14 protein-coding genes are annotated in these 14,602 nt (G+C 38.6%); 6 read left to right on the top strand and 8 right to left on the bottom strand.

Going from position 1 to position 14,602, the window contains the following annotated elements; genetic code table 11:
• Positions 1-167 precede the first annotated feature (167 nt).
• Positions 168-389, top strand: coding sequence for a CapA family protein (locus AOM43_RS13220; protein WP_226987327.1), 222 nt, complete (start codon positions 168-170; stop codon positions 387-389).
• Here AOM43_RS13220 and AOM43_RS00120 read toward each other — a convergent pair.
• Positions 360-953, bottom strand: coding sequence for a hypothetical protein (locus tag AOM43_RS00120; protein WP_006342088.1), 594 nt, complete (start codon positions 951-953; stop codon positions 360-362). The two genes, AOM43_RS13220 and AOM43_RS00120, sit on opposite strands and share 30 nt — an antisense overlap.
• Before the next feature lie 600 nt (positions 954-1,553).
• Here AOM43_RS00120 and AOM43_RS00130 point away from each other — a divergent pair.
• Positions 1,554-2,201, top strand: a complete 648-nt coding sequence (locus AOM43_RS00130; RefSeq protein WP_013925392.1) for a dienelactone hydrolase family protein — start codon at positions 1,554-1,556, stop codon at positions 2,199-2,201.
• Complete coding sequence (locus AOM43_RS00135) at positions 2,201-3,190, top strand: CapA family protein (protein WP_059358578.1); 990 nt, start codon at positions 2,201-2,203, stop codon at positions 3,188-3,190. The genes AOM43_RS00130 and AOM43_RS00135 overlap by 1 nt, the downstream gene beginning before the upstream one ends.
• A 121-nt stretch (positions 3,191-3,311) precedes the next feature.
• Here the strand turns inward: AOM43_RS00135 and AOM43_RS00140 are convergent, their stop codons facing one another.
• The 4 genes from AOM43_RS00140 to AOM43_RS00155 all read right to left on the bottom strand — a co-directional run bounded on the left by AOM43_RS00140 (position 3,312) and on the right by AOM43_RS00155 (position 5,798).
• Positions 3,312-3,731 carry a YidH family protein gene (locus tag AOM43_RS00140; RefSeq protein WP_036746448.1) on the bottom strand — a complete coding sequence of 140 codons (420 nt, stop codon included), beginning with the start codon at positions 3,729-3,731 and terminating at the stop codon, positions 3,312-3,314.
• Between the two features lie 205 nt (positions 3,732-3,936).
• The gene (locus AOM43_RS00145; protein ID WP_006342084.1) at positions 3,937-4,770 is read right to left on the bottom strand and encodes an aldo/keto reductase; all 834 of its coding nucleotides are present in this window, start codon (positions 4,768-4,770) and stop codon (positions 3,937-3,939) included.
• A 32-nt stretch (positions 4,771-4,802) separates the two neighbouring features.
• The gene (locus tag AOM43_RS00150; RefSeq protein WP_059358580.1) at positions 4,803-5,324 is read right to left on the bottom strand and encodes a DsbA family protein; all 522 of its coding nucleotides are present in this window, start codon (positions 5,322-5,324) and stop codon (positions 4,803-4,805) included.
• Between the two features lie 6 nt (positions 5,325-5,330).
• Entirely contained in the window at positions 5,331-5,798 is a 468-nt protein-coding gene (locus AOM43_RS00155; protein WP_006342082.1) for a redoxin domain-containing protein, read from the bottom strand.
• 474 nt (positions 5,799-6,272) lie between these two features.
• Here AOM43_RS00155 and AOM43_RS00165 point away from each other — a divergent pair, with 474 nt between their 5' ends.
• The 3 genes from AOM43_RS00165 to AOM43_RS00175 all read left to right on the top strand — a co-directional run bounded on the left by AOM43_RS00165 (position 6,273) and on the right by AOM43_RS00175 (position 10,765).
• Positions 6,273-7,964 carry an arylsulfatase gene (locus AOM43_RS00165; RefSeq protein ID WP_036746447.1) on the top strand — a complete coding sequence of 564 codons (1,692 nt, stop codon included), beginning with the start codon at positions 6,273-6,275 and terminating at the stop codon, positions 7,962-7,964.
• 271 nt (positions 7,965-8,235) lie between these two features.
• Positions 8,236-9,408 (top strand): formylglycine-generating enzyme family protein, encoded by a 1,173-nt coding sequence (locus AOM43_RS00170; protein ID WP_059358584.1) that lies wholly within the window; start codon positions 8,236-8,238, stop codon positions 9,406-9,408.
• A gap of 136 nt (positions 9,409-9,544) precedes the next feature.
• Positions 9,545-10,765, top strand: a complete 1,221-nt coding sequence (locus AOM43_RS00175; protein WP_059358586.1) for a hypothetical protein — start codon at positions 9,545-9,547, stop codon at positions 10,763-10,765.
• A gap of 57 nt (positions 10,766-10,822) precedes the next feature.
• Here the strand turns inward: AOM43_RS00175 and upp are convergent, their stop codons facing one another.
• From upp to AOM43_RS00190, 3 genes are all read right to left on the bottom strand, one after another.
• Positions 10,823-11,425, bottom strand: a complete 603-nt coding sequence (gene upp, locus AOM43_RS00180) for a uracil phosphoribosyltransferase (RefSeq protein WP_013925382.1) — start codon at positions 11,423-11,425, stop codon at positions 10,823-10,825.
• 526 nt (positions 11,426-11,951) lie between these two features.
• On the bottom strand, positions 11,952-12,299 hold the full coding sequence (locus tag AOM43_RS00185) for a hypothetical protein (RefSeq protein WP_059358588.1): 348 nt from the start codon (positions 12,297-12,299) through the stop codon (positions 11,952-11,954).
• Positions 12,300-12,393: 94 nt separating this feature from the next.
• Positions 12,394-14,400 carry a hypothetical protein gene (locus AOM43_RS00190; RefSeq protein WP_226987329.1) on the bottom strand — a complete coding sequence of 669 codons (2,007 nt, stop codon included), beginning with the start codon at positions 14,398-14,400 and terminating at the stop codon, positions 12,394-12,396.
• Between the last annotated feature and the right edge of the window lie 202 nt (positions 14,401-14,602).

A 14,602-nucleotide genomic window follows, 5' to 3' on the forward strand; every position in this document is an offset into this window, starting at 1 on the left:
GCGTCATTGAATTAAATCAAAAAGCCTATGAACGATTAATTTGCTTTAAAAAATTCGAAATCATTCCGCATGCAACGCATCTTTTTGAAGAATCTGGTTGCCTAGAAGGGGTTGCAAGACTTGCTAAGGAATGGTTTAATGAGCATCTTATATCGGCGGGTCGGCTAATGAGAATTGCATTAATGGGGGGATGTAATGCTTGGCCGCTTAATCAATGGGTGCTGAAGCATAGCGATCCAGCTTATCCGTGGAGAAATACTCTATCTATTTTACAAAATGTTGACTTACGCATTTGTAATTTGGAATGTGTCCTTTCTGATATTGGCAATCCTTGGTCTACTACCCCCAATCTGATCTTCTCATTGAAGTGGTCGCGAATAGGACGCTGAGCCAGGTACTTTTATAAGATTAACTATCCTGACAAAGTCTCTTTGGAGTCCTAGTTGAGTACGACTTTGAATTGCAATGCTTTTTCCTAGCCCTAAAATGCATCTTCCTAGATATAGATTACGAATCCCATTTAGTAAGTCATTCAAATTTAAATCAAGACCAAGTAAAGGACAAACGTTTTTAGCAAATTCTTGATTAAATAGATGAGCACAGTTTTGGATCAGCTCAATGGGCGTTGATGACTCTCTTTGACTTGTTGATAGAACGACTCTTCCAGTTAACGAATAAAATTTTATCATTTCATTTCCATCTAATTTGGCATCCGATGTAGCATCGAGGGCATTAGTTGGTTGATCTTTTAGAGGAGGTAACTTTTCAGTTTCTGAGTGTGTTGTTGAGGATTGAATTTTAGCAAAAATTTCAGAGAGATCCTGAATAATGCCTAGCGCAACAGATAACTTAATTGATTTTTCTTCCCCTTGGAAATATGTACAAAGCCGATTTTCAAAAAAATCAATATCGAGACTAGCAATAATTTCGTCTGATTGCCCTCTTTTTTGCACAGATATATTCCGAGGGAGGGTTTCTAAAAAAAATTCGGTCTAAGTCATTAAAAAATTTACGTACTTGATCGGTGGTGGCGATGGCTTCTGAAAACATTTGAGTAGCACGGAGATAATCTGTTGCTGAACTTGTAATAATTGGAGCAACCTCAGGATTCTGAAGCTTATGGCCTAATGGCAACATTTTCACGTCCTAAATTTTAATATTTATAGTTAATCTATTCAGCCCATATCTTTTGCAAAGTAACAGCAAAAAGAAAATCCAACTAACAGTTTGAACGAATTAGAAAAACCTTTGCATATTATGCTTACTTATCAGTGCTCCGCATTCTTTTGCGGTGCACTCACGATACAACGAGATACTACCATATCGTTACAATCCACTAAAAACAAGTAGTTTTTTCTTAAATGCTTTATCCCAGCTCAAGGAATGTACAGAATTTTATGTAAATAAATTTTGAATAATGGGATGTTTGTATCTTCCGATTCAAGAGCAATTGAAGTACGACAGAGGGAGCGGGTCTGAGCTTCGAGTCTATGACGAATTGAAGCAAGTAGAAGATATGAGAGTGATTAAAATTTAAAAAGGGAGGGATAAGGATGGAAAAATTGGTTCAGATAAAACATTTACATGTGGTTTTAGAAGGAATGCTTAAAATTCCACAATCTGCTCAAGGAATTGTGCTCTTTGCTCATGGAAGTGGTAGTAGCCGATTATCGCCACGGAATAATTTTGTAGCCGATATTTTAAATGATGCGGGATTGGCCACATTACTCATTGACCTACTTTCAGAACAAGAAGACGAAATTTATCAAACAAGATTTGACATCGATCTTTTGACTGAGCGATTAAATATTGTGATTCAATGGTTAAAAAAACAATCCGCTACACAAAATCTTGGCTTAGGAATTTTTGGATCCAGTACGGGAGCTGCAGCTGCACTGCGATCGGCTTCAGAAATGGGGAAGGAAATAAAGGCTGTTGTTTCGCGAGGTGGACGTCCGGATTTAGCTATAGATATATTAGACAAGGTAACTGCTCCGACTCTATTTATCGTAGGAGGAAGTGATTATGGCGTCATTGAATTAAATCAAAAAGCCTATGAACGATTAATTTGCTTAAAAAAATTCGAAATCATCCCGCATGCAACGCATCTTTTTGAAGAACCTGGTTGCCTAGAAGAGGTTGCAAGACTTGCTAAGGAATGGTTTAATGAGCATCTAATATCGAAAAAGCGTGTAGGCTAATGAGAATTGCATTAATGGGGGATGTAATGCTAGGCCGCTTGGTCAATAGGGTGCTGAAGCATCGCGATCCAGCTTATCCGTGGGGAAATACTCTATCTATTTTACAAAATGCAGACTTACGCATTTGTAATTTGGAATGCGTTCTTTCTGATATTGGCAATCCTTGGTCTACTACCCCCAAAGTGTTTCATTTTCGCTCAGATGAAAAAAACATCAAAACGCTTCAAGTTGCTAACATCAATATTGCCTCTATCGCTAATAACCATGTCCTCGACTATGAATATGAAGCTTTGCAGCGCATGCTAAATATTCTAGATGAACAAGGAATTCTCCATACCGGGTCAGGGAAAAACTTATCAGAAGCAGCAAAAGCGATATTTTGTCAAATAAAGGGTCAAAAAATTGCTTTAATTGCATTTACTGATAATGAGCCTGACTGGGCTGCACAGGAAAATAAACCAGGCATCTTTTATGTGCCAACAGACATACATGATAGAAGAATGCAAAATCTTTTGAGGTATATTGAAGATGTGCGGAAAGAAGCGGATTTTTTAATTATGTCAGCACATTGGGGTTCTAATTGGGGATATTATCCACCTCGAGAGCATGCATTAATTGGACATGCAATGATAGACGTTGGCGCCGATCTTATTTTTGGTCACTCCGGTCATGTTTTTAGAGGGATTGAAATTTATAAAAACAGGCCCATCATTTATTCTGCGGGGGATTTTATCGATGATTATGCTGTAGATGAAATAGAAAAGAATGACGAGTCTTTTATTTTTGTCCTAGAAAAAGAGCGAGATTCCAGCTTAAGGCTTTATCTTTATCCGATTTGTATTGATCAATTCCAAGCCAATTTAGCTTCTCTTAACCGACAAGAAGCTATTTTGTCACAGATGAAAAATTTATGCAAAGATTTAGGGTCGGACTTCAAATGTTTTTCTAATTATGGTTTTATAGAAATATATAATAAGCAGAAGAAATAATAGTCATTCGTTCTGTATTGGTGACAACTGTGATTCTCCGTCTTTATTTATTCAACGAGAGATGTCCTAAAGATCGGATCGAAATTTAAATAAGGTGCCTTGATAAAGAGCACGTGAAATATCAAATACTATTATTCAAATAAATTACGAGAAAAATTCCAATTAACAAAACAGATAATGTAAGCATGATATCAAGCAACATGGATGGCCTGTATGCCTCATCCTCTATTTGTTTCTCTACCTTTTTATATTTGATAAATGCAAGTAGGCATATCAGCACACCAAGAGCTACGAGAAAAACTCCAAAAATGGAAGAGTATCCTTGAAGGAAAAGAGATGCATTTGGGATTGTTGAGGAATGCGAAGTTCCTAGCAAAAGGGCAATTTGCTTTATAAATAGAGCAAATTTTTCAACAACAAAACCAAATGCCATGATACCGATACTTGTCCTTATCCATGCTAGAAATGTTCTCTCATTCGCCATATGATCTTTGGCATAGGAATTCCTGCTCGATTTTTGATCTTCATTTATATGACTCATTTGCGATTACTCCGACTTCATTGAAAATTTATATCTAGGCTTACGCTATCTTTCCATCATCGATTTTGAGATTTATTCTGGAGATACGATCTTAGTGGTGTTCTGAGCAAAGACTAGCGTTGTAATACGATCAATTCCCACAAGCGCACCAGTCATTACAGCAGCTTGATTCTGTTTGCTCATTGAGTTACCTTCGCTATTAAGTTCATTTGTAAAGTTGTTGAAATTCTTCTTCCGAAAGCTCAATTTTGAAGGCTTCAAGGTTTTCGAGAAGGTGTGGAATCGATTTTGTCCCAGGGATAAGTAAAATATTATCGGATCGTTTTAATAGCCACGCTAAGGCTATTTGGGCTGTGCTTGCCTGATGAGCCTTTGCAATTTGATGGATGGCACCAGAAAATTTGCTAGGGCCGGATCCCAATGGAAACCAAGGAATAAAAGCTATGCGATGTTTGTGCGTATAGTCGACGACGGCGTCCCACTGCAGATCTTCTAAGTTGTAAAGATTCTGAACCGAAACGATAGGGACTATCTTTTGTGCTCTTTCGATCTGTTCTATAGATACTTCAGATAGTCCAACATGTTTGATCTTTCCTGCCTTCACGGCATCTAAGACTGGGCTTAAGGTTTCCTCTAGGGGGATTGTGGTATCAACTCGATGCAGTTGCCAAAGATCAATTGAGTCGACACGAAGTCTTTTTAGACTTCCTTCAATCGCCTTGCGAATGTAGTCAGGGTGCCCATTGACCTTCCATTGGTCTGGACCTGGCCTTTCAAAACCACCTTTGGTCGCGATCACAAGTTTTTTCTCTCGATAAGGAAAAAGTGCGTCTGCTATCAGCGTTTCATTTGTGTGAGGGCCGTAAGAGTCAGCAGTATCGATGAAATTGATGCCCTGAGCAACTACTGTCTTCAAAAGTTCAATAGCACCAGCTCGATCGATGGCTTCGCCGAAAACGCCTGGCCCCGTGAGCTGCATTGCTCCATATCCTAGGCGATTGATCGCTGTCTGATCCGCGAGCTTAAATGTCTTTTTCATATCTAATATCCTTTGGCTGCCAAAATGATGTGTTAAGACGTGATAGTTTTATTTATCGCTAAAATGAGATATCTAAACTCAACAGGGCCTGCGTAACGATCATCATTGATGAAGAGGGTTGGGGTGCCATTGACTCCACTTTTAACACCGCCAATAAAATCTTTTTGAATTTTCTGGTCAAAAGTGTTTGGCCCGTCTTTTAGTTTTGTAGAGGATAAATCTAAAGAATCCGCTAATTCGACTAATCGTTCTAGACTTAAGTTAGCTTGACTCTCATAAATAAGATCATGCATTTTCCAGAACTTTCCTTCCGATCCTGCATACTCAGTCAATTCTGCTGCAGGCTTAGCTAATGGGTGGATTTCTGTTAAAGGAAAGTTTCGAAAAACAAATCTAAGTTTAAGTCCGAAGTGTTCTTGGATTTGTTTGATAATCAGGTATGCATGCCCGCAGAATGGACATTGATAGTCGCCGTATTCTACCAAGGTAATCTCGGCATTTTGTTGGCCCTGCACATGATCATCGTTGGAAACTGGGTCTTTTAGCATCGACATACCATTTTATTTGGGGAGTTTTTCAAGAGCTTCTAGGATTCCATCTGCGCCAGGATTTTCTGCTATTTGTGAAAGATAGCTCCAAGCGATAACTCCATTTTTATCTATCACAAATAATGCACGTTCACAAATTCCTTCTTTATCGCGATATACTCCATATTTTTTCGAGACTTCTCCTCTTGGATTAAAATCGGAAAGTAAAGAGAAGTGTAAATTTCGCGACTGTGCAAAAGCTATGTGGCACCATAATCCATCAACAGAAATACCTAAAAGTTCGGCATCAAATTTCTTAAACTCAGGCAGAATTTGATTAAATATGGCTAGCTCATCTCCACAAACAGGGCTCCAATCGGCTGGATAGAAGGCGATAATCACTGGCTTTCCCCTGAGTTCGCTCAAAGTAAGCTTTTGGTCTGGAGTAACATAGAGAGTAAAATCCGGAGCTACAGTTCCAGAGGCAAGAATCTTACCCATAATTTATCTCCTATGTCAAAATTGTGGATCAAGGTTTCATCCAGAAGTAGCATTAAAAAATATTTTAATCAAATTTTTTTGCTGTTTTAGAAGGGTGACTCTTGCTCAAAGATGAGTAAATAACGATCGATTACAGCTGCCTAATTCTAGAGAGAGATATTCTTCCTATTCACTCCTTTTTCTGGCATGTGAGGATTTAACTCAAAGGGAGCCATTATTTCCCAATTTTGACATGGGTAAAGGAGTGCAATCGCTTTATTGAGGCGTGTATCAGCTAAGATAATAAAATCTGATTCCGTTTTAAACGAAATGTCATCTTTGAGAGGAAAAATTATTGACGGGTGTGAACACAATCGATATGAATCAAAAAAAGATGTGTAGTCCACTAACACCAGTTTCTCTCTGAAATAATGAACTTTCTTCCGAAATGACAAAGCGCTACAACATCCGATGCGATTTAAATATGGAGGAAGAATGAAAAAAGAAATAGGTATCCACAGATTAGCATTTACATTAGCTATAGGTATTTTATCACTTATTTATACTTCTGGCTTGGCAGCGGATAAACAAACTGAAAACAAAAAACCTAATATCCTAGTGATAATGGGCGATGATGTAGGTTGGTTTAACATTGGTGCTTACCATCGGGGCATCATGTCAGGCAAGACCCCGAATCTCGATAAGCTTGCCAGCGAGGGTATGCTATTCACTGACTATTATGCTGAGGCTAGCTGTACAGCAGGTCGCGCGAATTTTATCACAGGACAGCTCCCAATACGTACAGGTTTGACTACAGTGGGCCAGGCTGGAGCAGACGTTGGTATGCCGGCTCAGGCATGTACAATCGCCACCGCACTCAAAGCGTTGGGTTATGCCACTGGTCAATTCGGGAAGAATCACCTCGGCGACTTGAATAAGTTTCTGCCGACGGTTCATGGTTTTGATGAATACTTTGGTTATCTATATCACCTTGATGCAATGTCGGATCCCTATTGGTTTGATTATCCTCAGGATTGGATAGACAAAACTGGTCCACGCAATTTGGTGCATAGTTGGGCAACAGATGTTGATGATCCGACTGAGCAACCTCGCTGGGGCAGAATTGGTAAACAGAAAATCGTAGACGAGGGGCCATTAGCACCGTTTCCCGATATGAAGAATATGCAAAATTGGCAGGTAGGCCGCAAGGCTAAATACGACATGGAAACTTTTGATGATGTGCTTGTTAAAAGTTCCAACGCATTCATGGACAAGGCCAAAGCAGATGGCAAACCTTTCTTCATTTGGCATAACACTACGCGTATGCATGTTTTTACCTATCTTCCACCTAAATATCAAGCACTGATGAATGCTACGAGCAATTACAATGTGGAAGAAGCCGGTATGGCTCAATTGGATGATAGTGTCGGACAATTACTGAAGCACCTGGAAGAGATTGGTGAGGCGAACAATACCATTGTGATCTTCACGACGGACAATGGGGCAGAAGTTTTTACATGGCCAGACGGAGGAATGACGCCTTTTCGAGCTACAAAAGGTACAGTTTTTGAAGGCGGTTTTCGAGTCCCATGCATCGTCCGTTGGCCAGGCTATATCAAGCCAGGCATGATTGAAAATGGAATTTTTTCTGGTCTCGATTGGTTCCCAACACTCGTTGCAGCTGCCGGAAATCCTGATATTACAGATCAGTTACTGAAAGGTGCGGCTATCGGTGAACGAACCTATAAAAATCACCTAGATGGATACAATCAATTGAGCCTGCTGTTAGGTAAAACACCCTCCGCACGTCATGAAATCTTCTACTTTGGTGGACCTCATCTTGGAGCTATTCGTATAGATAACTTCAAGTATCAGTTCTTTCAACAGCCTTGGGGGTGGCCTGGAGAAAAGGTCACAACAGATATGCCTACGATTGTAAATCTACGTCAAGATCCGTTCGAACGAACGCCTGCTACTCGTGGCGAAAGCACGAATAACATGGGAGGAGGATATTTAAACGACTTCTATGCACGCGAGTTTTGGCGTTTTGTGTCGGTTCAAAAGGAGGTCGAAAAGCTTGCGTTGACGGCCATTGATTACCCTCCAATGCAATCACCAGCTTCATTTAACTTATCAGCAATAAAAACTAAGATTGACGAAATGATGAAGCAACATGAAGGACAATAAAAACAAAAAGGATCATCCAAGTAATACTGGTTGGTCCTTTTTTGCAGTTATTACATGCGCGATATAAGTTCTTTTGCATAGACTGAAAGTTATACCTAGTGTTTCTACCATTTTATGCAAACGATTGCCAGACTCGCTTCAAAATGCAAATTTGGAGCTATCTTTGTTACTCAAAAATCATTTATTGGAAAATTAATTCAATAATTTATTTGTTGACTGTGCTTTCTTATGCTATACATCTTCTCTATATACTCTGAATTTCATGGGACTTATGATAAAATATCTGCTAATTTTTCTTTTCATCATTACTGATCAAAGCTATGGCTCTTGTTGCTGTCCTGATTCGATAAATCGCTTTGGTGCAGAAACAAAAATCTCATCTCCGGCAGGTATGGTTTGGATTCCCGGAGGAGAATTTATGATGGGCTCAGACTATGAAGATTCTAAGCCAGATGAAAAACCGCAGCATCGTGTTAAAGTTGATGGTTTTTGGATGGATGCCACTCCGGTAACGAATAAGCAATTCAAAGAATTTATCGATGCGACAGGATATGTCACAACAGCGGAACGAGCCCCAACTCTTAATGAGATTATGAACCAAGTTCCTCCTGGTACTCCTCCACCATCCCCAGAATTACTTGTGGCAGCCTCACTTGTCTTTAAACCTTCTGATGTCCCTATCCCTTTAAATAACAGCCATGCGTGGTGGGAATGGAAGCCTGGAGCCAATTGGAAGCACCCGCTAGGCCCTGAAAGTACAATAGAAGAGAAAAAAGATCATCCAGTCGTGCAAGTAAGCTGGGATGATGCTCAAGCTTATGCCAAATGGGCTGGAAAGAGGCTTCCAACAGAGGCTGAATGGGAATTTGCAGCTTATGGGGGAAGAAAAGATATTATGTATGTATGGGGAAACGATGAATTTTCAGAAGAAGTGCCTCAAGCTAATATTTGGCAAGGTATTTTCCCTTATAAAAGTACCAAATCTAAAGGATATAACGGTACTACTCCTGTAACAACATTTAAACCTAATCCCTATGGTTTATATGATATGTCAGGGAATGTGTGGCAATGGTGCTCAGATTTATATCGTATGACTTATTATCAGGAAGAAGCTAAAAAAGAGCTTTCCATAAATCCTGCAGGACCAAAAACATCTTTTGACCCTCGAGAGCCTTATGCTACAAAACATGTGCATAGAGGGGGATCTTTCTTATGCCACGACTCTTATTGTAAAGGATATCGGATAACGGCCCGGATGAAAACAAGTCCAGATACTAGCTTGAATCATTTAGGGTTCCGTTGTGTGATGACTAATGATATGTGGAAGGAAAACAATGGTAACCTTAACAAAAATAAAAAAGATTTGTCACATGTACAGCAACTCTCAGAGGTTACATCTCATGATGATGTCATTGAGGCAACTGATGCGAAGCCCAAAATTTGAGGCATAAGAAAAAATTCTGGAAGGAAAACATTGTGATACTCGCATTCGTCTTGCGAAAGCATATACTTAAATGAGAGCGTTCCTAAATATATCGTTAACGTCAAATTGCTGAGAATCATATCCTGGGGAAAATCTAATGAAGAAAATTATAGCAATTTTATACAGCACATTTTTGCTACTTAGTCATTCAACTGCTATATATGGACGAGAACCTTACCATGCGACAATTACGGTTAACAATGTAAATGCTTCGGTTAGTGCCCCCAATTTGGTCGATTTGAAAAGAGAATTAAAAACGACGAGCCTCGAATCTCTTCTCCCCATTTATACGCCTACCTCACCTGTGTCTTTAGACATTAATTTGCGCGGTCTAATTGCCTTTACATCATTTGCTGCAAATTCGACAACCCTTGTCGTAAATATTCCTAATGCAGGTATTACAACAACTTTTGATGGAGGGACAAGGGATCAAAGCTTAACTCTATTTAAAGAATTTATTAAGGAAGGTAGCGCAGTTCCGAGATTATTAAGAGCTTATGCGAGATATTCTCCGATAGATCCGATTGCTGGTAATCCAAATAGTCTTATGGCACAGATGGCGCAATCCGATTATCTTGTTGGTCATTTGTCACCTTTGAGTGGCTGTGACTGTTGCTGGAGCGCTCAGCCCATTGTTCATCAATTCCAAACAGGCACATTTGCTAGTCGTGCTTTTTCTAAGGGATTTGACACAACAACAGTCACTCTTCCCTTGCGGTATTCATACTCGAAGGATCATCACTGGGCCTTAATTGTTGATGTCCCATTTACATATAATCGAAATGGGGGCGCATCTTCCGTATTTGGCTCGTTAGGTATAGGAATAAGAGTCCCGATATTCAGTAACTGGTCGATAACCCCAACGATTAGGGGAGGTGCAGGTGGATCTCTGGATTTGTGCACTTCAGGAAGTTTTGTTTCGACTGGGCTTGTGAGTGTTTATAATTGCAAATTATTTAAGCACGTTCTGTCTTTAACAAATTATGTGGGCTATTTTGCTTCTACCAATCTCTGGTTGACGGGTGTGAATTTTAATTATCATTTACACAATACTATCTTTAAGAATGGGTTGTCATGTACTTCATGTAAGGGATTTACAATTTGTAACAGGCCAATTAATTTCAAAGTCTCTGTGGAAGATACTTACTTTGCTGGCGATCGTCTTTTTATTCGACATTACGACGAAGTATCAATTGCGTTGATCACCCATTGCGTGAATCCTTATATCGATTATGATTGCTTATCTATTGGAATTGCCTATCAGTTTGGTCAAGAAAGCTATAAAAGCTATGCTTTAAATTTTGCTTATCAATTTTAGAAGCGACCTGAATTGTTCCTGTCGAAATACTCAAGATAAAGAAATTTTAGATGTCGATTAAATCGTTCCGAAATAACGGTCGCCAAAATCTCCTAAACCAGGAATGATACGTTTTTGTTCATCAAGACCTTCATCGACTTGTGCGACAATTAAATTGACTTCGGAGCATTCCTTTTGGAAATGTGTAATGCCCTCTGGTGAGGCTATAAAAGAAATTAAAGTGATTTGTTTCTCTAAAGCACCAGCTTCTTTTAACACTTTCACCGCCAGTGAGGCACTTCCTCCTGTCGCAATCATTGGATCCAATAACAAGATGGGATTATTTTGAGTAAATGTGGGCAATTTGTTGTAATAAAGTTCTGGTATGGCTGTTTTCTCATCTCGACGAATACCAATAAAACCAACGCTTGCTTTCGAATAGAAGCGCATAAATGGGGATAAAAGCGCTAAGCCAGAACGTAAAATAGGAACTAAAACCATCTCATGCTTAAAATGCACGCCGTAGGTGCGAGCTAATGGTGTATCAACAAACATTGGAGCTTTTGGAAACAAAGCATCACTTTCGACTGCTAGGACGATGCCAAGCTGGTCTGTTGCCTGCCGATATTGTTCGATAGAAGTATTGCGATTACGCAATATGGTAATGAGCGTTTTTTTCATGTCTATCTCGTTATTTTTATGCACCTATTCTCAACTATATCTATTCTACCTATTTTTTGCTGAGCATGATTTCAAAAATTTTCTCAGGTTTTTTGTAGTGATTTTGAGGTAGAACTGATTACCGAAGAGGGCGAGAACTACTTTTTGTTCCATTTTTTCTTTTCCAGACTATAGCCCGTCATTCACAATAAAATAACAAAAGATACGGATCAATAATGAGAGAGACAATCAAACAAATCTGTTCCAAGTCTTTTCTTACAGGGAGAGTCGCAATTATCCATCGATCAATAAAACGATTTTTATTCTTAGAAAAAAAAGAGATTTAAAAGTCTAACCGGAGAAAAATAAAGTGTGCTGGGTTGATTCTACGATGTAGAATATCCCATCAGTAAGCGAGAAATTTGCTTTCTTCAACAAAGAACCAATACAAAACAAAATGCATTAATATTGCTTCTGATTCTTTTTATAGTAAAGAACCTAACTAATGCAAAACGGCTATCTATATCGGAAAGCTTTCCATATTAATTCACAGAGGAATGCTTTTTAAGACAAATTTTTTGACAATAATCTTCGACGCCTCAGGCTTTAAATCGACTTTTGAATCTGAAGTTAATTTATTTTTCATGAAAATTTTTTCATCCGCTTTTTTTTGATCAGAGGCAGTAAAATTCTCACCGTCGTAAATTCCTTTTGCATGCGAATTATGTGCATCGACATTCAGTGTGGCAAATTTTAGGTTGGGATATAATTCCATCTGCTTTTTAGCAGCATGAATGAGCTGTTGCGCTATCCTCATGTGAGGCATGGAAGCTTTTCTTGAAAGTTCCCAAAAATGAATCAGTTGCAGGCCTTCATATTCAGCTAAAAAACCCATAAAATTCCGACAATTTCATTTTCTTTATTGCGTGCGACAAGAATTAATAATAATTTTAGAGGAAAACTTTTGACTTTCTTCTATTTAATTGGATTTAGCTTCGGAAATATTCTATAAAAGCTGCATTTTCTTCGGGATTAATGCCTGGGTGGAGACGGATTGTAGTTGAGTCTTCAACCTCATTGACTGAAATAATTAAAGCATTTGGATGGTATAAGCCAAAAGTCGCACGTGTTTGTAATTTGATTCCCTTCGAGATCATTTTTTTGTAGAACCTGCCGAGTACTTTTATACTACGGGCTTTATGATTTAAGCCCGAGACTTTGACATCGATGAAACAGGCATCCATGTTATGTGTCGCGGTATTAATTCTAATGCGCTGTTTAGGATTAATCGGATTACTCGGTCTGAATTTTTCTGGTACATGATCCAATATTTCTCGAGTGTTTTTAAAAATAAGTTCTCGATATTGCGCAAGAGGTGTCGTTGCGTATTGATTTGCTAAACAAAACCATTGATGGCTTAAAATATCTGTTTGATGGACTTTTTGTGTGGAAAGTGAATTAAAAGATTCCCATTTTTCTGAACCATCATTAACTGTATAAAAAGGAGCACCGAAATAGCCGTCCATGCCAAGCATGTCAAATTTTTGGCCGCTCCTGAAAAAAACAAAATTTAATCGACCATTCTCAATTTCTTTTTCAAATTCTTTCAAGATCCCATGAACATTCTCAGAATCATATTTATCGATCGTACAATCAATAGCGATGGTTAGCTGAGAAGCTGCTTTCCCATTATCAATGAGTGCATGTATATCCTTAGCAATATCTCGACGTTCATAAGCGACAAAATCTGAGTCTATTTCAATATTGGGATTAAATTGCCCAAAATATAAGTCTACAGGAGGGCAAGAATCATCCTCCAAGACTTTTTCGAATTGATTTTCATATCCAACAAATGCTGCTTGTTCAAAGTAAAACCCTTTACTATATGCACAATGGGGTTTAGGGTTAATGCGTCGAATGGCTTCATTAATCCCCGCACATATATTTACGGAAGTTTTTCCAAGCCCTGCATTCACATATTGATGGAGATTTTCAGGAATAGTTGGACGGAGGGCTTCTTTAAAGATTTCACTGAAGGCATCGGTTTGATAGGGACGGAAAATTTCGAGAAGCGTGGCTAGTTCAGCGTGAATTAGTTCTATTTGCTGGGCAAATTCGTTAAAGTTATCTAGATGAAGTTCAGCAGTTGCTAAGGATTCTCGAATCTTAAATAAAGAAGTCTGGATGATTTGACTGTAAACAGGGTTATTATGTAATTCTTCCCATTGGGCATCTTCTATCTGATTAAATAAACCTGTGAGCAAATCCATCGTTGCTTTACCCATGATGAACTTGTGAGGTTGAAAAGCTATTTCATCTTTTCGTAGGTTGAAATTCTCGATAGAAATCCCCATTTGTGGCTCTTGAGCAGGGGGAGAGGAGCCAAAAAGAGCTGAAAATCTTTGATAAAATGCAGCTTCAGTAAAAGTTTTAATTTTGGGATAAAAGCGTACCGATGGAGAGGCATTCTTAGGATTTACTGCGTAATGGACATTTTTATGCTGATCTAAAATATTCTGCATTTCTCTACGTAAGCTTACGGCTCCCATGCCTATTCCTGTCGAAATAATAAAATCAGCGAGGCTGTGATGAACCTTAAATACGCGAGATCCTTTAATTTTAGAAAATAAGGGGAGAACTTTTATACCGGAAATATTTTCAGTTTGAATCCGGCATATACAAGTCGAATTTTTTTTAACAAATTTGATTAATTTAGACCTTTGTCTTGTTAATTCAGGTTTTTGTAAGATTAAACTATCGACAGCTTGTGTGATTGCTGCATTAAGTTCGGATTTAAAAGCGCCAAATTCTTTTTTAAATAATGCTTCTTTTTGTTTGTTTCCTGCGGTTTCAATATTTTGACCTAATGTCGATGTTAGATCAAAAAGAAAGGGATGAGAAAGGGGCGATTTTAAAGCTTTTTTACCTTCCGTTCTAAAATGTTGGGCTAATTCAGTCAAAATTGAATCTGAACCGGGGTGTTGTTTTTCAATCACACAAAATTTTAAGGGGAGTAAATGCTGAAATTCAACTGTATCGGTTAAAATTAAAGGGCTATCGGACCGATATGCTAGTTTATGATTTGCACTTTCCCCAAAATGGATTAGAGATATGATCAAAAGTTGTGTATGAGGTGAAAAAAAGAGAGCGCATCCTTAAAATGTTTTTTACGACAAAAACTAAATGGGAGTGCGCTCA

It is taken from the genome of Parachlamydia acanthamoebae (assembly GCF_000875975.1).
Classification (GTDB): domain Bacteria; phylum Chlamydiota; class Chlamydiia; order Chlamydiales; family Parachlamydiaceae; genus Parachlamydia; species Parachlamydia acanthamoebae.